Annotated in this window: 20 protein-coding genes; 7 read left to right on the forward strand and 13 right to left on the reverse strand. The window is 64.4% G+C overall.

What is annotated here, in order from left to right:
• The 8 genes from AC5P5V_RS00005 to AC5P5V_RS00040 form a co-directional block, all read right to left on the reverse strand.
• The coding region (locus AC5P5V_RS00005) for a Clp protease N-terminal domain-containing protein (protein WP_495215783.1) at window positions 1-933 on the reverse strand (933 nt) is incomplete at its 3' end.
• 93 nt (window positions 934-1,026) lie between these two features.
• Window positions 1,027-1,596 (reverse strand): Hsp20/alpha crystallin family protein, encoded by a 570-nt coding sequence (locus AC5P5V_RS00010; protein ID WP_236213254.1) that lies wholly within the window; start codon window positions 1,594-1,596, stop codon window positions 1,027-1,029.
• A 32-nt stretch (window positions 1,597-1,628) separates the two neighbouring features.
• Window positions 1,629-1,907: a helix-turn-helix domain-containing protein gene (locus tag AC5P5V_RS00015; protein WP_236213255.1), complete on the reverse strand. Its 279-nt coding sequence runs from the start codon at window positions 1,905-1,907 to the stop codon at window positions 1,629-1,631.
• A 227-nt stretch (window positions 1,908-2,134) separates the two neighbouring features.
• On the reverse strand, window positions 2,135-3,487 hold the full coding sequence (locus AC5P5V_RS00020) for a phospholipase D family protein (protein WP_150084177.1): 1,353 nt from the start codon (window positions 3,485-3,487) through the stop codon (window positions 2,135-2,137).
• Between the two features lie 28 nt (window positions 3,488-3,515).
• Window positions 3,516-3,878, reverse strand: coding sequence for a M48 metallopeptidase family protein (locus AC5P5V_RS00025; protein ID WP_011479396.1), 363 nt, complete (start codon window positions 3,876-3,878; stop codon window positions 3,516-3,518).
• On the reverse strand, window positions 3,875-6,817 hold the full coding sequence (locus tag AC5P5V_RS00030; protein ID WP_236213256.1) for a type I restriction endonuclease subunit R: 2,943 nt from the start codon (window positions 6,815-6,817) through the stop codon (window positions 3,875-3,877). The genes AC5P5V_RS00025 and AC5P5V_RS00030 overlap by 4 nt, the downstream gene beginning before the upstream one ends.
• The gene (locus tag AC5P5V_RS00035; protein WP_276574480.1) at window positions 6,814-8,103 is read right to left on the reverse strand and encodes a restriction endonuclease subunit S; all 1,290 of its coding nucleotides are present in this window, start codon (window positions 8,101-8,103) and stop codon (window positions 6,814-6,816) included. Before AC5P5V_RS00035 ends, AC5P5V_RS00030 begins: the two co-directional genes overlap by 4 nt.
• Window positions 8,100-9,923 carry an N-6 DNA methylase gene (locus AC5P5V_RS00040; RefSeq protein WP_495215786.1) on the reverse strand — a complete coding sequence of 608 codons (1,824 nt, stop codon included), beginning with the start codon at window positions 9,921-9,923 and terminating at the stop codon, window positions 8,100-8,102. Before AC5P5V_RS00040 ends, AC5P5V_RS00035 begins: the two co-directional genes overlap by 4 nt.
• A gap of 88 nt (window positions 9,924-10,011) precedes the next feature.
• Between AC5P5V_RS00040 and AC5P5V_RS00045 the strand changes: the two genes are divergently transcribed.
• Together AC5P5V_RS00045 and AC5P5V_RS00050 are read left to right on the forward strand one after the other, a co-directional pair.
• Window positions 10,012-10,521: a hypothetical protein gene (locus AC5P5V_RS00045; RefSeq protein ID WP_011479400.1), complete on the forward strand. Its 510-nt coding sequence runs from the start codon at window positions 10,012-10,014 to the stop codon at window positions 10,519-10,521.
• 358 nt (window positions 10,522-10,879) lie between these two features.
• Window positions 10,880-11,362, forward strand: coding sequence for a hypothetical protein (locus tag AC5P5V_RS00050; protein ID WP_134968055.1), 483 nt, complete (start codon window positions 10,880-10,882; stop codon window positions 11,360-11,362).
• 14 nt (window positions 11,363-11,376) lie between these two features.
• On the opposite strand, the gene AC5P5V_RS00055 is transcribed toward AC5P5V_RS00050, so the two are convergent.
• Window positions 11,377-11,838: a methyltransferase family protein gene (locus tag AC5P5V_RS00055; protein WP_061477972.1), complete on the reverse strand. Its 462-nt coding sequence runs from the start codon at window positions 11,836-11,838 to the stop codon at window positions 11,377-11,379.
• A gap of 146 nt (window positions 11,839-11,984) precedes the next feature.
• Between AC5P5V_RS00055 and AC5P5V_RS00060 the strand changes: the two genes are divergently transcribed.
• A complete protein-coding gene (locus tag AC5P5V_RS00060) occupies window positions 11,985-14,006 on the forward strand; it encodes an esterase/lipase family protein (protein WP_134968056.1) in 2,022 nt (673 codons plus the stop codon).
• Window positions 14,007-14,023: 17 nt separating this feature from the next.
• On the opposite strand, the gene AC5P5V_RS00065 is transcribed toward AC5P5V_RS00060, so the two are convergent.
• Complete coding sequence (locus tag AC5P5V_RS00065; RefSeq protein WP_229298538.1) at window positions 14,024-15,247, reverse strand: cytochrome P450; 1,224 nt, start codon at window positions 15,245-15,247, stop codon at window positions 14,024-14,026.
• A 379-nt stretch (window positions 15,248-15,626) separates the two neighbouring features.
• On the opposite strand from AC5P5V_RS00065, the gene hchA reads away from it, so the two are divergent.
• The 3 genes from hchA (at window position 15,627) to AC5P5V_RS00080 (ending at window position 18,306) form a co-directional block, all read left to right on the forward strand.
• Window positions 15,627-16,499 (forward strand): glyoxalase III HchA, encoded by an 873-nt coding sequence (hchA, locus tag AC5P5V_RS00070; RefSeq protein ID WP_134968057.1) that lies wholly within the window; start codon window positions 15,627-15,629, stop codon window positions 16,497-16,499.
• Window positions 16,500-16,503: 4 nt separating this feature from the next.
• On the forward strand, window positions 16,504-17,208 hold the full coding sequence (locus tag AC5P5V_RS00075) for a PA1136 family autoinducer-binding transcriptional regulator (protein ID WP_231352669.1): 705 nt from the start codon (window positions 16,504-16,506) through the stop codon (window positions 17,206-17,208).
• Window positions 17,209-17,448: 240 nt separating this feature from the next.
• Window positions 17,449-18,306 (forward strand): endonuclease/exonuclease/phosphatase family protein, encoded by an 858-nt coding sequence (locus tag AC5P5V_RS00080; protein WP_061477948.1) that lies wholly within the window; start codon window positions 17,449-17,451, stop codon window positions 18,304-18,306.
• Between the two features lie 19 nt (window positions 18,307-18,325).
• On the opposite strand, the gene AC5P5V_RS00085 is transcribed toward AC5P5V_RS00080, so the two are convergent.
• On the reverse strand, window positions 18,326-18,589 hold the full coding sequence (locus AC5P5V_RS00085; protein ID WP_032959134.1) for a hypothetical protein: 264 nt from the start codon (window positions 18,587-18,589) through the stop codon (window positions 18,326-18,328).
• 142 nt (window positions 18,590-18,731) lie between these two features.
• Between AC5P5V_RS00085 and AC5P5V_RS00090 the strand changes: the two genes are divergently transcribed.
• Window positions 18,732-19,109, forward strand: a complete 378-nt coding sequence (locus AC5P5V_RS00090) for a VOC family protein (RefSeq protein ID WP_134968058.1) — start codon at window positions 18,732-18,734, stop codon at window positions 19,107-19,109.
• Window positions 19,110-19,151: 42 nt separating this feature from the next.
• Here the strand turns inward: AC5P5V_RS00090 and AC5P5V_RS00095 are convergent, their stop codons facing one another.
• Together AC5P5V_RS00095 and AC5P5V_RS00100 are read right to left on the reverse strand one after the other, a co-directional pair.
• Window positions 19,152-20,573 (reverse strand): efflux transporter outer membrane subunit, encoded by a 1,422-nt coding sequence (locus AC5P5V_RS00095; RefSeq protein WP_134968059.1) that lies wholly within the window; start codon window positions 20,571-20,573, stop codon window positions 19,152-19,154.
• The gene (locus tag AC5P5V_RS00100) at window positions 20,567-21,304 is read right to left on the reverse strand and encodes an SDR family oxidoreductase (RefSeq protein ID WP_049470334.1); all 738 of its coding nucleotides are present in this window, start codon (window positions 21,302-21,304) and stop codon (window positions 20,567-20,569) included. The genes AC5P5V_RS00095 and AC5P5V_RS00100 overlap by 7 nt, the downstream gene beginning before the upstream one ends.
• Window positions 21,305-21,329 lie beyond the last annotated feature (25 nt).

A 21,329-nucleotide genomic window follows, 5' to 3' on the forward strand; every position in this document is an offset into this window, starting at 1 on the left:
CTCGCCGATCAGCACCGGGTTGTTCTTCTTGCGCCGGGCCAGCACTTCGATGGTCGTCTCGATCTCCTGCGCGCGGCCGATGACCGGATCGAGCTTGCCCTCGCGCGCCATCTTGGTGAGGTCGCGCGAATACTTGTCGAGCTCGGGTGTGTTGGTCGGCGTCTCGGCGCGGCCATCCTCGGCCCCTTTGCCGACCACCTTGCTTACCTGCTGGCGCAGCGCTTGCGGCGTGAGGCCGTAACGGCGCAGCAGGTTGGCCGCCAAACCTTCGCCTTCCTCGGCGAGCCCGATCAGGAAATGCTCCGGCCCGACATAAGAGTGGCCGAGTTCGTTGGAGGCCACGAAAGCACGGCTGAGCGCGTCCTTGACCCGGGGCGACACGCCGATCTCGCCCTCGAACGGCTTATCGCCGCGCTTGGCTTCGGATTCTATCTGGCGCTTGAGGTCATCGACCTTGATCTTGAACTGCCCCAGGATGGTCTTGACCACGTCGCTGTCGGATAGCGCCAGCAGCAGGTGTTCGGTATCGACTTCGGCGCGCCCGAACTCTGCAGCGTGTCGGGCGGCCTCCTGCAATAGGGCCTCGGACTGTTCGCTGATACGGCTGGCGAGCCCACTGCCGCGACGGCGCGCGGTGCCCGTACCGGCCGGGGCGGGTTCGCCGAACGAGGCATCGACCACCTCGTCGGTATCGGCCGCCATGGACGGTGCGTCGTCACCGATGCGGAAGAAGTCGCTGCCAAGGAAGTCTTCGAACAGCCCGCTGCGCGAGCCGAACAAGGCTTCCAGCGGTGAGACGGTGCGCTTTTGCTGGCGCACCAGTTGGCGATAGTGATCGTCACACAACAGCATGGTGCTGCGGCGACCATTGAGATTGGCTTCCACCCGCACCGTGGCGGGCTGGCCGCAGACTTGGCATTGTTTTCTGGCCATGCTGATGCTCCTGTAAAGATTGATCTGACGAGGCACCGCCGATCACGGTGCCTCATCTCTTTGTGGTTTTTGAGAAAAACGCGCTGCCCCGCGTCAGCCGTTGATCGGGATCGAGCGCCCCTGCTTGGGGGCACTGGCCTCGCGCTTTTCCATCGTGATCGTGAGCACGCCGTTCTTGAAAGCGGCCTTGATCGTGTCCTGGTTGGCATCGGCCGGCAGGTTCAGAGCGCGCTGAAAGCTGCCGTAGGAGCGCTCCACCCGGTGGAAACCGCCGTCTTTCGTTTCCTGCTCCTGACGCTTTTCACCGCGCACCAGCAGCACGTCATTGTCGAGCGTGATCTGGATGTCTTTTTCCTCGACGCCGGGTACTTCCAGGGCGATCTTGTACTGCTTGTCGGTCTCCTGGATGTCCAGCGCCGGCTTCAGCATGCCCGGCCAGTCCGACGGCCAGCGTGGCATGGCCAGCGTCGGGAAACCGAAGCCTCGAAACGCGTCGTCGAACAGGCGGTCGATCTCGCGATGCAATTGCAGGATGGGACTAACGGGCCCACCCGCCACCGGCAGGTCATTGCGCTGCACCGGCAGCGAGGCAGTGCTCTGTTGTTCTTCCTGCTCCTTCTTGAACCAGTTCCAGGGAGCCAATTTCTTGAAATCAATGTCCATGTCACACCTCCAGAAATCAATTGAAGACTCACTCAATCCGTTTGCCTGCGGCTATGGATAGCGCGCCCAGGCAACACGGGATGTTTCGCTGACTTCGGCTGCTCATCTGTGCGTATCACCTCCTTCTTTCTGCCTGCTTGGATCTGATCATTGATCCATTGATCGATTTCACTTTGACGAAACCGCCACGTCCCGCCGAGCTTGAAGGCCGGAATTTCCCCGTGCGCGGCGAGCCGGTAAAGCGTCCGCTTGCCGACCTTTAAGTAGGTAGCCAACTCGTCGAGTGTGAAGATCGCCTGGCGCGCTGTCATACCACCCCCACAAGTTCCGTCGTCACGCGGCCTCGCTCGAGGAAATTCTTGCAAGACTTTGCAAGATATTGCGCCTAACATGCCGAAAGTCAAGAGTCAACATCCAGCGACCTGCTGGCCGATTGATGTGACTCAAATCTTCAAGGACGGTATGCCAGGGCGGGCCGGTCCGGCGCAGGGGACGGTGGGTTGATCGGGACCTTGCGGGCGCCGCCCACGGCCGCAGATCAAACACCGATCCTCACGTTGTAACCGAGCGCCCGCAGCCCCTTGCTCGTCCGCATGTTCCTTGGTGGATACTCGTCTGGGCGCGCCCAGCCGACGATTTCCCCGAGACTGCTCAGGCCAATGTGCGGAATGGCCCAGTCGTCGCTGCGGATCGCGTTCCAGAGCCGGGCTGAAACACTTCCGTTGCCCCAGACGACGTAGTTCAACAGCTCAAGCACCGTCCGCCCTTCGCGAGATCGCTGCCGCCAGAGCCACTCGCCGAACTTTTCCACCTTGTCGTCGCCGGCCTGCGGTCGGTCGGGCAAGCCTAAGTGCTCGTTTTCCTGCTTGATGGCGTGGTCTCGGATCGCGTGCACCCGGGAAACGGCATCCACGAACTCCTGCTCGGTCAATTTGAGAATGCGATCGCGTGCCAGCAGCTCACGCAGCCGGGGCGACCACTCGTAAATGGTGCGTTCTTCAAACGAGTGGTCGAAGTCGGCGTCATGCCACCACTCCAGCGCGTCGCGCAGCGCCAGCTCAGGGTTCTTCGAGTTCCTGTCGAAGAACTCCTCGTAAGGATGACGGTTTCCATCCTTGACCTGCTTGTAGTAATAGGCGTGCAGGAACTGATCCGCTTGAACGCCGGGGGCCACCGACGCATCAATCCAGCCCGGTTTGGCGCCGGGCGCCGAAACCCTGGATGCGATCGATCGCATCACCTGCAGCGTGTCGTTCCAATCCTGCTCGAACTTCTGGAAGCGCTTCTCAGACGATCGCTTCGTGTCGACAAACACCAGACCGTGGTTCTTCGGCAGCAAGCGGTCCTTGTCGAACTGCTGCTCAAGTCCGTATTCGCGCTTCGACAACTCAGACCGCCGGTCCGCCAAGCGCAGCTGCTCCTGGTAGATCTCCTTGGTCAGAGGCCGGGCACGGTCATCCACTTCCTCAAAGAAGCGCTGCAGCTCACGCTCCATACCCGTTTCGACGAGTTCGTCGTGGGGCAGAAAGGTGCCCGCTTCGATGTTCGATATCCAGGCCCGGTCAGACAGGTTGGCAGACCCGATGTAGGCACCGGCATCCACCCACCAGATGATCTTGGCGTGCAGGATGTCGGGCACGAGCTTGCAGTCGTAGTTCGGGCTGGCCTTGTCGAGAAACCACTTCAACACGGCGGGATCGACAGCCACCGTGTGGTCGTAGCGGCCAAAGAACTCCAGGGGCTTCAGGTGCTGCGCGCAGGCCTCGAACAACTTCATGTTGTCGCGGCTGGCGTAAGCGACGGCCGCGCGAACGCGCGTGCAGGATTCAATCACCTCGCCCAGCAGGTTTTGTAGCAGTTGTTTGTTGAGCGGGCCGGCGATGAAGCGCATTGCAGCAGATCCTTTTGTTATTGCATCGTCATCGGGCATGACCGCTCGGTTTGCGGGAGAGCCGCTCAACGGATGCGCCATCTGCATCGCCTATCTGGCGTTGCTCGATCGTGCGCCAACCCGGGACATGTGCACTCATCAGCGCCTTGAACATCCTCCCGTGGTTCGCGTAACGCAGATGAAGCAGTTCATGAACGATGACGTAATCCTGGAAAGGCTCATCCTGGTCGAGCAAGTCAGTGGCCAAGGTGACGGTTCCCGCCGATGAACAGGAACCCCACTTCCTGCGCATCTCCTGCACCCGAACCACGCGGGGATTCACCTTCAACTTAACCGCCCAGGCCAGTGCGCGGCGTCGCAAGTCCTGCGCCGGGTACAGGGACGATTTCATTCGCCACCCTCCGTGAGCAGCAAACGCACAACGAGATCGACGACCCGTGCCCGCTCGTCCTGCGCCAGCGCGAGGAGGGGCTTGTAGAGCGACGCACGGAGCCGTCGCTGCTCGTCGGCGTTGACCGAGGCATTCGGGAAACGCCCGAGCAACTCTTCGGCATCCTTGGCCAGTGTCATGGGGTCGATGCCCGCTGCCTTGACGGCCGCATCCTCACGCAGTACCCAGGCGACTGCAAAGGCACGAGCAGACAGGCCGCTGTCGCGCGCCGCCTTCATGGCCGCTTCCTTCTCGGCAGCCAACGCCGCCAGTTGGTCCATCGCCGCCAGACCGGTCGTCTTGCGCTCTTCCAGATCCTTCAGGATGCGCTCGGCACGATCTTTCAGCGGTTGCAGCACCGGTGCTGCGGCAGGGTCCTCGTCAATCTCGTGCTGCAGACCGCGCACAAGGTTGAACACTTTGCCCTCATCGGTCCCATCCTCACTGCGCAATGACTTCAGGGTCGCCACATCAAAGGTCACGGTCTTGGTCAATCGTCCAAGACCATGTTGCTCGGCGCTTTCCTCGATCAGACGCCGCGTCTTGTAGGCCAGGTCAGCCACGAACCCGACTTTTTCGGCGTAAGCATTGCGCACGGCCGCATATAGCTGACTGAGCTGCTTGTAGGTCGCGATGTGGTCACGCAGCGCCGGGTCGGGCGAGAGGATCTCCCACAGCGCCTCGACCTCCTTGTAGCTCTCGAAGAAGGTCTTACGCGCCTCGGGCGTCAGGAAGCGTCCGAACACCAGGCGCTCCAGCCGCTCGTCGGGGGTGCCGCCGGCGTCTGACTCCAGGTAGTCCTTCTTGGCCTGCTCGATGCGTTGCAGGAAGTCCTGCAGCAGCACGTCGAGGTCCTCAATCACGCCGCTGACGTCGCTGGAATCGAACTGCAGCGCCTTTTTTAGCTCGCGCAGCACACCGACAAAGTCGACCACCAAGCCGACGCGCTTCTGCACACCGTTCGCGTCTACATAAGGCCGGTTCACCCGTGCAATCGACTGCAGCAGGACATGGTCGCGCATCGGCTTGTCGAGGTACAAGCAGTAAAGCGGCGGCGCGTCGTAGCCCGTGAGTAGCTTGTCAGTGACGATCAGGATCTTCGGGTTCTCGGTGGGCTTCTTGAACAGCAAGCGCACCTGCTCTTCGGCGTCGTCTGAGAGCTGCAACTCGGCCACCAGCGGCCGATCCACCACATCGGCGGAGTTCTCGGTGTAGACCGGCGCGCTCCACTCGGGTGGCAGATGCTTGTCCAGCGCCTTCTTGTACTTGGCACAGGCCTCGCGGTTCACCGCCACCACGAAGGCCTTGTAGCCCAGGGGCAGCACGTTCTCCTTGAAGTGCTCGGCGATGAAGGCCGACACCTTCTCGATGCGGTCGTCCGCCGTCAGGAAGGTGCGCAGCCCCACCGCGCGGTCGAGTACCTTGTTCAGCTCCTCGACATCGGTCACGCCTTCGCTCTCGGCCAGCGCGAAGAACTCCTTGTCCAGCCGTTCGGCGGGCACCGTCATCTCGCTCGGTGCCATCACGTGCTTGATGGGCAGCGTGGTCTCGTCGGCGATACTCTCGGCGATGGAGTACTTGTCCAGGTAGCCCAGCTCATCCTGCGTGCCGAAGATCTTGAATGTGCCTTCGCCCTGCGCCGTGCGCGCGATGGGCGTGCCTGTGAAGCCGATGATCGTCGCCTTGGGCACAGCCGCCATCAGGTAGGTACCGAGATCCTTGGCCACCGACCGATGCGCCTCGTCGATGAACACGTAGACGTTGTCGCGCAGGCAGCTGTCTTTGCGGATTGCCTCGAACTTGTGGATCATCGAGATGATCAGGCCCCGGAAGTCGGCATCCAGCAGGGACTGCAGCTTGGCCTTGTTGTTGGCCCGTTCGACCGCGATGTCCTGCTGCTGCATCTCGCCCAGCAGGCGCTCCACCCAGCCTTTCAACTGACCTTCCAGTTCGGTGCGATCCACCACGAGGATTACCGTCGCGTTGGCGTAGCGCGCCTTGTCCTCCAGGATCTGACGCGCCGCCGTCAGCAGCGTGAAGGTCTTGCCCGAGCCTTGGGTGTGCCACACCAGGCCGCGCGTCTTGGCCGGGTCGGCGCAGCGGTCGAGGATCGCGTCGATGGCGCGCCGCTGGTGCTGGCGCAGTACCGACTTGCGCGTCTCGCCGTCCTGCACATAGAACAAGATCCAGTGCTGCAGGGTGCGCAGGAACTCGGTCGGCTCGAAGAAGGCTTGCACCGCAAAGCGATAGGTTTCCTCCGGCGCCTGCTTCCAGCGTGCCATGTCGCGCCGGTTGGCGTTCCAGGTCACGCCGTACCAGTAGTCGAGCAGGTGCGTCACGTTGAACAGCTGGGTCGTGGCCAGCAGCTCCGGCGTTTCCAGCTCGTAGCGGCGCAGTTGCTTGATCGCGCGTTCGATGGCGTCGCCGTCCTTCGGGTTCTTGTGCTCGACGATCACCACCGGCACACCGTTGACGACGAACATCACGTCGGCCCGGTTGCCTTTACGCGCGGGCGGCTTGATCTTCCACTCCCAGGTCACGTGGAAAACGTTCTCCGCCACGTGCTCAAAGTCGATCACGGCGACAGGCCGATGGCGCTTCTCGGTCTCGTCGTACCACTGACGTTCGCCGCGCAGCCAGCCCAGCAACTCGCGGTTGCCCTCGATGGTGGCCGGCAGCGCGTCCAGGGTTTCCACCACCGAGCGCACGGCGTCGGCGGACATCCAGGGGTTGAACGCGGTGAGCTTGGCTTCCAGCACGTCGCGGAAGAAGGTACCCGCCTCGCCACCACGCTTGGTGCGTGCGTCCTCGGGCGTAATGGACGTCCAGCCGATCTCCACTGCGTGCTTGACCATCGGGAACTGCACTGTGCCGGCTTCGCTGATCTTGAGTGTGCTCACGCCGTGGCCTCCTCGGGTTGCGTCGAGGCCGGGGACAGCGCCGACAGATCCAGATCCGACACGGCGACTTCGCCGGTCATCAGCTTGTGAAGCAGGGACTCAAAGAGTTCCTCCAGCACTTCGCGCTTCGTCCGGTGCAGGTCAATCTTGCGGTCGATAGCGTCGAGGATGGTGACGATTTCGTCTTGCTCGTCCTTCGACTGTGGATACACCACAGGCAAGTCACGGACGATTTCGAGATTGAGGTTCTGCTGCTGTCCACCGTGGGCGAGAGAGCGAATGGCCTCATAGCGCCAAGTGAGGAAGTGGTACAGATAGCGCGGCAACACGGCATCGTCTTTCGGCGTGATGGCTGCGCAGGCTTGATTGCAGGTCGCCTCAATACCCAGGATCGCGACCTTACCTCGAGTGATGCCTTGTCCATACATCGCCATCAGCAACGTGCCAGCGGGTAGCATCTTGGCGGCCGAGCTTTCAAGGCCAAGTGGTGTGATGTGTTCTTCGGTTTCGGTGATGACGCAGTAGTCCACTTCCGTGGTCTTGGCCCAGGGAATCGTGCCGCCCGACCAGAACGCAGGATTGCCACGCGACGGCGTGCCGCCGGAAACGACTGAGTGATGCGCGCCAATAGTCGCAAGCTCCCAACTTTCCGGCACCGGCCCGATCTCGATGTCCTTCTGGGGCTCTCCCCGCAGACCGCGCATGAATAGCTCGCGCATGGCGGCGCGTTTGAGTTCTTGCGCGGTTGCGGCAGCTTTGTCATGAACGGCGATGCTCTCGCGCACCTTGGCGAGCGCCTGTGCAACTGACCGCTGTTCGGGCTTGGGCGGATGGGGTACATCCAAGGCCGCCAGTCGATTGCGAGAAAGATTCGGGATCGTCGTCTTGTTGCCTGCACCCTCGAAGATGCCAAGCTGAGTGAACGCGCTCTGCAGAAAGTACACATAGAAGTGCGCATCAACGTCGTCCTGAATGGGGCGCAGGCGATGAAGGTGGTTTTGGAACGACATTACCGGTACGCGACCATCCCAGACCGCCGATCGTCCAATGTCGCCCCCCTCGCAGACCAACAGATCACCGGCCTTGAGGCTCTTGTCGACCAACTCGTTCGGAGAGATCGACATTTCGTCGACCTGGGTGAGATCGATCTCGTCCCATAGGACATTCGATGTGCGCAGAAACGGTATTTTGTCGGCCCCCGCTCGCGCCGCTGCGGACATCGTCTTTCCGGCACCGATGTCAAACAGTTCGCCCAAGGGGCGCCAATTCCAGTGCGGATTTGTCATAGCGGTGCAAGCAACTTGGCGAGGGTTTGATCGATCTCGTGGGCTTTCTCGTCGAGCAACAGCATGTCCGCGACGATGGCCTTGATGGGGCGGTGGTCAGCATTGCCGCCTTGCGCGACCCAACGGCCAGGGCTGAGGTTGTAGTCGGCTTCTTCCGCTTGCTGCCTGGTGATGACAGCGAGCTCACCCTCGACCGGCTCCCCCTTGACGTACATTGCGGCGAGCGGGCGCAGATCTTCCTCGGGCAGGTAGTTCTTCGGCCTGCCTTTGCTGAAGTGGCGGCTGGCGTTGAGCAGGACGATCTTGCCCTTGCGAGTCGCAGGCTTGCGCTTGTTCAGCACCACAATCACGCCCGCCGCCGTGGTGTTGTAGAAGAGGTTCTCGGGCAGCAGGATCACCCCATCGATCAGGTCCTGATCGACAAACCACTTGCGGATGTTGCGCTCCTTGTCCTCGTTCTTGGAGCCAGAGCCACGTGTCACTGCGCCGGTGTCGAGCACCACGGCGGCACGACCGTGGTCATCCAGGCATGCCAGCGTGTGCTGCAGCCACGCCCAGTCCCCCTTGCCGGTGGTGATGCCGCCCGCCGTGCGGAAACGGTCGAACGGATCGTTGGCAAACAGATCGGCCGCAAACGGCTGATTCCACATGGGGTTGGCCACCACGATGTCGTGCCCGCGAATCTTGCCGCTGGCATCGCGGAATTTCGGGTTGATCATGGTGTCGCCGCGCGCCAGCTCCACCTCCATGTCGTGGATGATGGCGTTCATCTGTGCCACGGCATAACTCTCGGCCTGCAACTCCTGGCCAGAAAGCTTGAGCGGCACGCGACTGGTGGGGTCGAGTTCGCGGGCGACAAGCTGGAGCTTGATCAGCAGCCCCGCCGAGCCGCAGGCGTAGTCGTGGCAGGTCTCACCGGGCTTGGGCCGCAGGATGTGCGCCATCAAGAAGCCGACCTCAGTCGGCGTGAAGAACTCGCCCGCACTCTGACCGGAGCCTTCGGCGAACTTGCGCAGCAGGTATTCGTAGGCGCGGCCCAGGAAGTCGGGCTGCACGTCGGCGAGGCCAAGGCGGTAACGCGGGTCAGAGAAGGTTTCGACCACGCCACGCAGCTTGGCCGGGTTGATGTCGCGCTCGCCATTGCGTTCGGCGGCGAAGTCCACCACGTCGATCACGCCGGACAGCGTCGGGTTCTGCTTGACCACGGCACGCACGGCCTTGGTCAGGTGCTCGCCGATGTCCCGGGGTGCGGTCGGGCGGCCACGGTCGTCGAGCGGCCAGTCGAACGATTCACGCCCGCTGATCACCGCCCAACGGGCTTCCGGGGGCAGGTAGAAACGCAGCAGCGAGTGGTCCGACTCGGCAATCTCCAGGGCGGTGGTGCGGTCGCCATACTCCTCGGCCAGCCGCTCGATCTCATCATCGAAAACGTCGGACAGGCGCTTCAGGAAGAGCAGCGGCAGCAAGTAATCCTTGAACTTGGCCGCATCCTTCTCGCCCCGGATGGAGCAGGCGGCGTCCCACAGCATCTGCTCCATCGGCTTGGTGGTGGGCGCTGCCGCCGCCCGCCCGGTGCGACGCCGGGTCACCTGAGCAGCCGCTTCAGCGGGCGGGGGGCTTTCAGCACCCTCGACCCCGGCCTCTCGCGCCAGCGCGAGGATGGTCTCCTGCGCGGCACGCTGCGGCTTATTACCGCCACCTTCCCATCGGTTGACCGTGGCAAAGGAGACGCCCAGGCGCTCGGCAAGCTGCTCCTGAGTCAGGTTGAGGGCCGCGCGGGTGGCGCGGAGTATCGCTGGAAAGTCGTTTTGTTTTGTCATGTCTGCTATGTTTGTTATATTCTACTTGCTTGTCAAGCAGAATTTGGCGATGGAGTGCACCACCGCCTCCCGGAATAGGAGAGCAGGCATGAGCGGGAACCGATGGGACACGGCTGGCGTGCCGCACAAGGGGTGGACGTGCGTTGACGTCGTCGACTTGCGAGCCGATGGCGGTCCGGCAGACGAAACCGATTACGCCACCTGCCAGATGTGCGGCAACGAGAAGATCCGCTACGTCCACATCATGGAGCATCCGGATCTGGACGAGCACTTCGACGTCGGGTGCGTCTGCGCCGGGAAGATGAGCGACGACTACGAGGGACCGAGGCGCCGCGAGGCAAGGCTGCGTAACCGGGCGGCGCGCCGGACCCGCTGGCTGCAGCGCAAGTGGCGGGTCTCCGCCAAGGGGAACAGCTTCCTCAACCTCGAAGGCTACAACCTGGTGGTCTATCCGACGAAGACGAAGCGCTGGGGCTTCAAGATCGGGGACCGATTCGGTCCGAGGACATACCCGACAGCCAACGAAGCCAAGCTGGCGCTGTTCGATGACTTCTGGGCGGCGACCCAGGATGATGACCGACTGTGGTCATCTGACTGATCTGCGGACGCGGGTTCAATTCCGCAAACGGGAATCGAACTGGCGTCCTGCACGATGCACTTGTCTGGTGACCCCGGCCGGGCAGAACTGGTAGGATTGTTGGCAGTTGGGGCTGGATTCCGCACCTTTCCGCAGGAGTTCGCAGCGGTTCTAAGGCGCTGAGTTACACAGGTTTGGCGCAGGGTTCCACCCCACCACCATCTGTAAGGCCTGTCGAGGCCGCAAGAAGCCGGATCTCCCGTCAACTGGGGTTCCGGCTTTTTTGTGCCTGCACGTCGCGCAGGACGTGTGGCGCATAATCGGGATGACACCTCCAACACAGCAGTCCCTCCATCCGCGACCGCCAGAAGGATCTGCCATGAAAGCCCCCCTCGCGATGTCCCTGCTCCTCACCGCGCTCGCCGCAGCCCCAGCCACGCACGCCGCAGCCCCGGCCATCGCGCCGCCCGGCATCGCCACGCTGGAGGCGCTGCTGGCCTGCAAGGCAGGCTCGGATTTCAGTGCGGCCGACGCCATCGATGCGCTGCAGGCGGCCGGCCTGGCCAAGCAGCCGGGCGGCACGTTCGAGCCGGAGGACAAGCCGGTCGCGCTGTTTGGCGGCACGGTCAGCAGTGCCGATGTGAATGTGGCCGAAGGCGAGAAAGGCCTCTTCGTGTACTTGAACGGCGTCGATCCCAAGCGCCTGGCCAGGGCTTGGTCGGTGACCGAGGTCAACGAGCATGCCAATACCGAGGAACCTTCCTACGTGAAGCGCATCGACAAGCGCCACACCCTGCACGTGATCGCGGGTGACGACTACGAGGGCTATTCGGCGGCGGTGAAGTGCCAGATCAGCCGCTGATGGCGTAGCCGATGCTACAGCCAGCGTGGCACGCGATGACGGTACTGCGCGTACGCCTCGGGAAAGCGGGCCATCAGTGCCCGCTCCTCCGGCAGGATCTGCAGCCAAGTGATGTACGCCAGGAACAGCGGCACCACCAGCAGCGCGATCAGGTTCTGCAGGTACACCATGGCACCAAACAGGACCAGCGCCTGGCCGAGATACATCGGGTTTCGGGTGCGGCGATAGATTCCGCTGGTAACCAGCGCGCTCGACGCCGAAGGTCGCAGAGGATTGACGGTGGTACCGGCGCGTCGGAAAGAGATCTTGGGCAGCAAGTTGAGCACGACACCCAGCGTCACCGTCACCCCTGCCAGCAGAACCGGCACCGGCACCCGAAGGTGCAAACCCGGCCACAGCCAGCGTGCTGCAAAGCCCATAGCGGCGAACAGCAGCATTACCACGGGCGGGGGAATACGGGTTTCCAGCCAGACCATCGCGATCACCGTGTCCTTTCCATTGGCCGCAGTGTCACACGGGAATGGCTGAATCACCCAAGGCGGCCAGGCCCAAACCGACCGTCCGGTCTATTCCGCTTTGACAGGCCCACCGCTAGAGTGGCGCCACCGCGCAGGAGGATCGCATGGCTACCACGGGCTTGGGCTTCATCGGCCGCACGACCCTCATCATCACCGTGCTGCTCACCCTGGGCGGCTGCGCGACGCTGCGCCAGTTCGGGCCGTCGGTGCAGGTCGCTTCGGTTACGCCCGGCCAGTACATCGCGCTCAAGCGCGGTGACATCCTGACCTCCGGCAAGCTCAGCGCGGCGACCATTGAGACCCTGCGCGTGGCCGGGCTCGATGAGGGCGTCTGTGCCAAGCCCGGCCTGCCCTGCATCGAGGCGATGGAAGGCAGCATCGTGGTGCGCGAGGAAGACAAGCGCTCCAGCCTGGCCGAGTTGTGGCTGCAGTATGCGATGACCCTGCCGGCGCCAAAGCGCGAGTACTCGGCATCCGGCCGTGCCAAGACCGCCGTCACCGAGCTGGATGCCGACTTCCAGCCGCGCCTGGATGCCTGGATGCAGGTTGCGCGGCAGGCCTATGCCTATCTGTTCTTCACCGAGCGCACGGCGAACCAGCGCGGCTTCGAAGACCGCCAGACCCAGGTGCGCGATTACTACAACCTGGCGGTGCAGGAAGCCTCGGTGCAGCTTTACAACGCCTATGCCACCGGGCGCGTGCACGGCCAGGCCAGCCATTTCCAGCTGGGCCGCTGGACCTTCGTGCTGGCCCCTTCAGACGAAGCATCGGCGCTGGACCAGCGTACCCCCAGCGAGCTGGTACCCGCCGCCTCGCTGTCGTTCACCGGCACGCTGCGAAGCGTGCATCGCCGCGATGGCTTCGGTGCCGAACTGGTGGCAGTGATGGATGACCCGGCCGGCAGCACGACCACCACGCCTCCGGCGGCGGCGCAGGCGGCGCAGGCAAGACGTTCTGCCACGCAGAGCTGGAGCGAGATGCCCTCGCCATCGATGACGGTGCTATTGCGCTTCTCGGGGAAAAACCTGTGGGAGGTGCTGCACGATGACGAGCCGGAGCTGGAGATCCACGATCCCTACCAGGTTTCGGAAGTGACCCTGCACGGCCAGCAGGTGCCACTGGCGGCCAACTTCACTGCCGGCTATGCTCTGTGGCTGGCCCGCTCCAACTTCAGCCGACAGTCGCTGCGCACGCTGTTCGGCGGCAAGGGTGGCATCGACACGCCGCATCTGTACATGATGCAGCCCTACGACCCGAACCGCCGCGTGCTGCTGATGATCCATGGCCTGGCCAGCAGTCCGGAAGCCTGGGTCAACGTGGCCAACGAACTGCTGCGCGACGACGAGATCCGCCGGGACTTCCAGGTCTGGCAGTTCTATTACCCGACCAACATGCCCATCGCGATGAGCCACGATGCGATGCGCCACACGCTGGCTGAAGTATTCAAGCACTTCGACCCCAGCGGCAAGGCGCAGGCCTCGCATGACATGGTGCTGGTGGGGCACAGCATGGGCGGGGTGATCGCACGGTTGATGATCTCCTCCTCCGGCGACCACCTGGTCGACACCCTGCTGGCCACCGCGCAGATGACGCCCGCCCAGCGCGAACTGCTGCGCACCAAAGGCGCACCGGTGCTGACCTTCCTGCCGGAACCGGAAGTGTCCCGCGTGGTGTTCATCGCCACGCCGCATCGCGGCACCGACGTGGCGGGCACCCGCCTCGGCCGGTGGATCGGCCGGCTGGTGCGGTTGCCACTGACCGTGCTGGAAGACGTCGCCACCATTGCCAACGACGGCCAGATCGACCGCAATGACGGCAAGCACGGCTACCAGATGAACAGCATCCAGAACCTGGACAAGGACGACCCGTTCGTCCGCGCCGTGGCTGACCTGCCGATGTCACCGAAGGTGCACTACCACTCGATCATCGCCCGCGCCAAGGCCGATGGCCCACTTGAGAAGACCGATGACGGGCTGGTGCCCTACTGGAGTTCGCACCTGCCGCACGCGGATTCGGAGAAGGTGATCGTGTCCGGGCACAGCGTGCAGGAAGCTACGCCGGCCATCGTCGAGCTGCGGCGGATCCTGCATGAGGACATGCAGGCACACGGGCGAACGGGAAAGTAAGCCGCCGTCCCGACAGATCAGGCACCGGCCGTACGCCGCGAGAACGTGCCATGCAGCGCCGCCGGAATCGCAAAGCCCTCCATGCGCACCTCGGGCCGATAGTCGGCGCTGGGGGTGAAGCGGAACTCGCGTGCCAGCAGCGCGCACAGCAATACCAGCTGTGCATTGCCGACCGCCGATCCCACGCAGGAACGCGTGGGGAAGCCGTAAGGCACATAGATGCCGGCGGTACGCTTGCGCCGTTCGGGCAACCAGCGATCAGGATCGAACTGCAGCGGGTCATCCCAGTACTTCGCCGAGCGGTGCTGGATGAACGAACTCAACTCGAACACTGTGCCTTCGGCGATGGCCTGCCCTTCCACCTGCAGATCGCAGGCGGCCACCCGGCGGTTGTTGAAGGGCGTGGAGTACAGCCGCATCACTTCCTTCAGGAAGCGCATCGTGCAGGGAATCCTGGCCATCGGCAGCGCATGGATCTCCTCATCCGAGAGCGGCGCGAACTCCTCCTCGATGCGCTGGCGCCAGTGTGGATGCATCTGCATCGCCAACAGCAGGCAGGCGGCCATCATGCCGGGCACGCCGGAAATGGCGATCAGCTGCACGGTGACCAGGTAGGTGACCTTGTCCAGGCCGATGCGCTCTCGCAGGCTCAGCAATGACTGTGCGTAGTCCAGCGCCGAACGTCCACTGCGGAGCCGGCGCTTGAGTTCGGCGGCGATCGCCCGTGATTCGGCACGGCCGATGAGGAAGTTGCGCAGCAGGTGGCGCCGATGGATGACCTGCTCGACCTGGGTGGTGTAGCGCAGATGCAGGGCGCGTTCGATGGCTGCGGTGCCGCGGGCATCGAGCCCGTCGATCACCAGCGGGATCAAGGGATGGGCCATCACTTTCCACACCGCCGGCGTGGCATCCAGCGCGTGCCCGCATACCCCATCCAGAGCCTGCCTCATGCGCGACTGCAGTGCCTCCAGGGTCTGTGCTCCGGTGAGCTCAGCACTGCAGGCGGCGATCAGGCTGCGCACTTCGGTCCAGCGCACGCGCTCGTGACGGCGGAACAGGTCGGCCAGCGACTCGACGACGTACAGCTGCTCGGAATTTTCCTTGTCGACCTTGCCGGCAAGCTCCGGGCAGAACACCCCGATTCCACCGGTTTCCAGCTTCAGCACAGGCCCTTCGCGCTCCACGCGCGCAGCCAGGCGCTCGGCAGCAATGGCGCTGCCTTCATTCGACATCCCTTGCATGCAGTGCGTCTCCGGCAGGAAGGGACTCGAAAGACGAGTCCCTTCGTCTTGCTACCGCTCGATCGCGGGTTTGGCCCCCAGGATCAGAATTCGACCCACAGCGGCCAGGTATTCCACACGCTGCTCTTTTCGTTCGGATGAATATTCAGAGTGACGCGCAATGCTCGGGCGAATCTTTTCATTTTCATTCCTTTGCTTGCTGTGTGGTTATGCCGGGATTATCCCGGCACTGGCTAGATAGCACGACATAATCCCACTGTCCAACCGGCCGGGTGGCGCGCTGCAGCATCCGGGTTGCGGCCGATTGAGGGGAATCCCTCATCGCGCCTGCGCACGCAGCCTCCTATGCTGGGCTCACTTTCCCCCAACGGAGGTCTGCATGAACACGCAAGAGCCCAGCCGCCAGCCCAGCCCCGATCCGGCCGAGCGCGATGCCTTCTTCCCGTCGCCGTATTCGCTGTCGCAGTTCACCTCGCCCAAGAGCGACCTGTCCGGCGCCGACTATCCGGATGCGCGCCGCGATGGCCGCTGGAAGGTGCTGATGATCGCCGCCGACGAGCGCTATCTGCCGACCGCCAATGGCCACCTGTTCTCCACCGGCAACCATCCGGTGGAAACCCTGCTGCCGATGTACCACCTGGACAAGGCCGGCTTCGACATCGACGTGGCGACACTGTCCGGCAACGCCGTCAAGTTCGAATGGTGGGCCTTTCCACACGAGGACCGCGAGATCGGCGCCCTGTACGAACGCTACCAGGCACGCTTCCGCCAGCCGTTGCAGCTGGACCAGGTGGTGGCCGGCCTGGGCGCCGATTCGGACTACGCCGCCGTCTTCATTCCCGGTGGGCACGGCGCGTTGATCGGCCTGCCGGAGAGCGCGGCGGTGAAGGCCGCGCTGCAATGGGCCATGGCCGAGCAGCGCCACATCATCACCCTCTGCCATGGCCCGGCGGCGCTGCTGGCGGCGGGCGTCGACGAAGCCGCGGGTGCCTCGCTGTTCCGTGGCTACCGCATCTGTGCCTTCCCCGACGCAATGGACCGGCAGACACCGGAGATCGGCTACATGCCGGGGCAGCTGCGTTGGTTCTTCGGCGAACGACTGGCCCAGCAGGGCGTGCAGATCGTCAATGAGGGCATCGATGGCAGCGTGCTGCAGGATCGCCTGCTGCTGACCGGCGACAGTCCGCTGGCCGGCAATGCGTTGGGCAAGCTGGCCGCACGTACGCTGCTCGATGCGCTGGCGGGGCGCTGAGCCAATGCCTGCGCTGGTGCCCGCGCTGCTGGAACTGGAACAGGCGCGGACATTGCCTGCGGTGGGCGGCGTGCTGCGCGCCGCCGCCTCGCCCTTGGGCTACGACCGCCTGTTGGTGTTTGCCACCGGAACCGGGCTGGAGCGCGACGCACAACGTGTTTACTGGATTGAAGGTGACTGGTTTGGCGACGGCAGCGGTAGCGGACTCGCCCGCTACCTGCACGCCTGTCCGGTCAACCGCCATGTGCTGGAAAGCAATGCGCCGTTCTTCTGGAGCAAGCGCCACGGCGTGCGTGGCGAGCGCTACCAGGTGGTGAAGCAGCCTCGCGGCGATGGCCTGCATGGGTTGCAGGTGCCGGTGTTCGGCCCGACCGGTCTGGAGGGTGCGGTCAGTTTCGCCGGCACCTCGATTGATGCGTCCGCCAGCGCGCGCCTGCTGCTTGAAATGGTCGGCACGTCAGTCTTCCGCGCGGCGCGGCGGCTTGCCGAAGCGCCGGCCGACATCCGCGCGGGCGCGCTGAGCGCACGCGAACGCGAGGTGCTGCGCTGGGTCGCCGCTGGACGGCGCCAAGCGGAGATAGCGGCCACGCTGGGGCTGTCTGCGCGCACCGTTGAGAACCACCTGCGGCGAGCACGGCAACGACTTGGCGTGGCCACCACCGCTCAGGCAGTGCGCGCGGCAGGCCGCCGTGGCGAGATTGAAGACTGATCAGGATCGAGGCACTTCCTGCTGCCTGATCAGCGTGCTGCATACGCGCTGTGCATCTGCGCGATTGCAGAAGGCAGGCGACGGGATGAGCTACGACCCGTGATCGCCGGTGCGCGGTCCACCGCGTGGGACGTTCATCGCCCGCCCGGCATCCGCGAGCCACCCATCCCTGCATAACGCTGTCCGCGCATTCGTGGCATGCTCCATGAAACCGTTTTCATGGAATGGAGGGATTCCACGATGTTGTCGCGTTTCCGTCGCCCCGCGCTGTCTGCGCTGCTGGCGCTTGCCCTGCCTCTGACCAGCGCCTGGGCCGCAGCCCCTGCGCCGTTGAAGGTGATGTCGTTCAATGTGCGCACCCCGGCCGATACCGAGCCCGGCAAGCGCTGGCCCGATCGTCGCGATGCGATGGTGAAGGTCATCCTTGATGCGCACCCGGCGGTGATCGGTACCCAGGAGCTGGTGCAGGAGCAGGCCGATTACCTCGCCCAGCACCTGCCCGGCTACCGCTGGTTCGGCGAGGGCCGCCGCGGCGGCAGCGGCGACGAGCACATGGGCGTGTTCTACGACAGCAAGGTGCTGGCGATCGAGGAATCAGGCAACTTCTGGCTGTCTGATACGCCCGATGTGCCCGGCAGCATCACCTGGGGCAACCTGTATCCACGCATGGTCACCTGGGCGCTGTTCCGCCGCATCGATGACGGCCGCCGCTTCTATTTCATGGATACCCACCTGCCCTACCGCGACGAGGACGAACCACGCCGGGTGAAAGGTGCCGAGCTGATCGGCAGGCGCGTGGCCGGCCTGCCGGCCGATCTGCCGGTGGTGCTGACCGGTGACTTCAACAGCGAACCCGGCGGCGACACCTACAAGGCATTCACCCGCGTACTGCACGACACCCGTACCCAGGTGAAGACACCGCAGGGCCCGCGACTGACCTTCCACGATTTCACTGGCAAGGCCACCGCGCAGCTGGACTGGGTGCTGGTGCGCGGTTTCCACGCGCGCAGCTTCCTGACCGATGACCGCCGCATCGATGGCGTGCTGCCATCGGATCATTTCCCGCTGGTGGTCGAACTGGACTGGCCGCAGCACTGACCCCGCACGGCAGCCGCAGCTACGGCGGCGGCTGCCGCGACAGCAGGCGATACAGGGCCTGATGCTGATCGCGCGCCTGGCAGATGCGGGCCCCTATCGCCAGGAACACCGCCACGCCGATCAGGCCCAGTCCCAGCATCGAATCCTGCAGGCGCAGGAAACCGACCGCTGCGGCCATCGTCGCCAGCACCAGCAGCACCACGACTGCCACTGACAGCCCCGCACCCGGTGGACCCGGATCGCCGAACAACATCCGTTGGGTATCCCGCCTTCCGTCCGCCATCACCTGTCCTCCCGAGTGCCTGACCCACTAGTTACACGGCGGGCCCGCAATCCGGCAGAGTCAGAAACGTCACCAAGGTGAAGACGTACGCGAAATGCACCGCGCTACCCTGCCGCGTACCCCTCGAACTGCGGAGCAGCACATGGCACACCAGAGCCGGCTGGCTGGATTCATCATCGACTGCCAGGACCTTCCCGCCGACGAAGGCGCCCGTTTCTGGGCCGCCACGCTCGGCCTGCAGGCACAGGCGGCGCGTGCCGAAGGGGGCGCCGAGTATGCCGACCTGCTGGGCGCACCGGCGGGCCTGGACGTTGAAGTCCAGCGGGTCGATCACCCGTCACGGGTGCATCTGGACATCGAGAGCGACGACATCGATGCCGAGGCCGACCGCCTGGAGAAGCTCGGCGCGCGACGGATAGGCTTCGTCAAGCGCTGGTGGGTGATGGAAGCACCGACCGGCCATCGCTTCTGTATCGTGCGCATGCGCGAGCGCGAGGTGCCGGCCAATCAGTGGCCCTGAAAGAGCAAAGGGACGGAAGCCACGGCCTCCGTCCCCCTGAAGTCACTGCACCTGCGCCACGCTCGGTAGCTGCGGTGATTGCCCCCAGCCGCCCAGCGCCTTGTACACGCCCACCACGCTGACGTTGACCTCGGACTCGGCCGCCGCCAACGCATCATCGGCTGCCAGCTGCGTGCGCTGCGCATCCAGCAGGGTCAGGAAGTCCTCCGAGCCCTCGCGATAGCGGATCTGCGCCAGCGATTCGGCACGCCGTGCCGCCTGCGCCTGCTCGACCACGATCGCCAATCGTGCCTGCTGCTTGGAATAGCGGGTCAGCGCGTTCTCGGTGTCTTCCAGGGCCAGCAGTACCGCCTGCTCATACTGCGCGGCCACGCCTTCGGCTTCAGCCTTGCTGGCACGCAGGCGTGCACGCACGGTGCCGAAGTCGAATGCCGCCCAGCTCAGCGACGGGGTCAGCGACCAGGCCTTGTTGCTGCCATTGACCAGGCCGCTGGCATCGCCACCGAGGAACCCGACGAAGCCGGACAGCGACAACCGCGGGAACAGGTCCGCCGTGGCCACGCCCACGCGTGCGGTCGCAGCCGCCAGGCGACGCTCGGCCACGCGCACGTCGGCACGCTGGCGCAGCAGTTCGCGGGTATCGCCCAGCGGAAGTGCCTTGGCGAAGGCCGGTACGTCGTGCGGCGCGAGCATGTCAGTCAGCACTTCCGGGCGCTGGCCGAGCAGCACGGCCAGCCGGTTGCGCGACTGCGCCTCGGCCACTTCCAGCAACGGGATGTCAGCCTCGATCGCCTTCAGGCGGGCACGGCTGCTCTGCACATCCAGCTCGCTGCCTGCGCCCAGCTCCCAGCGCGCCTCGGTCAGCCTCTGCGTATCGCGCAGGTTTTCCAGCGTGTGCTGGGCCACCGCGATGCGCTTCTGCGTACCACGCAACTCGAAGTAATTGCGTGCCACTTCAGCGGCGACCAGGACCTGCGCATCGGCCAGGTTGGCCTGCTCGGCACCGAGGTCGGCGCGCGCGGCTTCAGCAGCACGGCGCTTGCGGCCGAACAGATCCAGCTCCCAGCCGGCGTCGAAGCCGAGCTGGTAGCTTTCACTGAACACCCGCTGCCCACCCAGCTGCGGATCGGGTTGCTTGCGGCGGTCGTAGCTGCCGCCAGCGGTGACGTGCGGAGCCTGGTCGAGGCGGCTTTCCACGAACACCGCGCGGGCCTGGCTGACGCGGGCCACGGCCACGCGAAGGTCCAGGTTGTCCGACAGTGCGCCGTGCACCAGCTGTTCCAGCACCGGATCATCGAACTGCGCCCACCAGCTGGCGACCGGCGAAGCGGTACTGAACACCGGCTGCTGTGCACCCTGCAGGACCACCGGTTCCTGCACCGGGGCCTTGTAGTTCGGGCCGACGCTGACACAGCCCGCCAGCACCAGGCTGGAGACGGCCATCGCCAACGTGCGGATCACCATGGCAGCACCTCGCCCAGGTAGGTGAAGCTGCCGCTGGCACCGGACTCACCGATCAGCGCCATTTCCACGCTGGAGCGTGCACCTTCGCTGATCTCGATTTCGCCGTTGCCACCGTTCATGTCGGTCTTCACGTAACCCGGATGCACGGTGTTGACCTTGATCGGGGTATTGCGCAGTTCGTAGGCCAGGCTCAGGGTCCAGCTGTTCACTGCGGCCTTGGACGCGTTGTAGGCCGGAATCTTGAAGTCGTAGATGCCCGACGAGGGATCCGCGTGCAGGGTCTGCGAGCCGAGCATGCTGGACACATTGACGATGCGTCCGGACTTGGACTGCTTGACCAGCGGCAGGAATGCCTGGGTTACCGCGACCAGCGCATAGACGTTGGTGTCGAAGGTGCGCTTCCAGGTGTCCAGCGACTGCTCCGACGGCGCCTGCGCCGGGTTCTCGATCATGATGCCGGCATTGTTGACCAGGATGTCGAGGCGACCGTGGCGCTGGCGCACCTGCTCGACCGCTTCGGCGATGCTGGCCGCGTCGGTCACGTCCAGCTGCAGGGCTTCGACCGGCAGGCCTTCAGCCTGCAGCTTCAGTGCCAGCTCCACCGCGGTATCGCGCTTGCGACCGGCCAGCAGCGTGTGCACGCCGGCCTCTGCCAGCTGGCGCACGGTTTCCAGGCCGATGCCACGGGTAGCGCCGGTCACCAGCGCGATCTTGTTCTGATGGGTGTTCATGGATGCATGCCTTGTCTGTGGGGAG

The sequence above is a fragment of the Stenotrophomonas sp. YJH_SMC_130 genome (assembly GCF_059369035.1).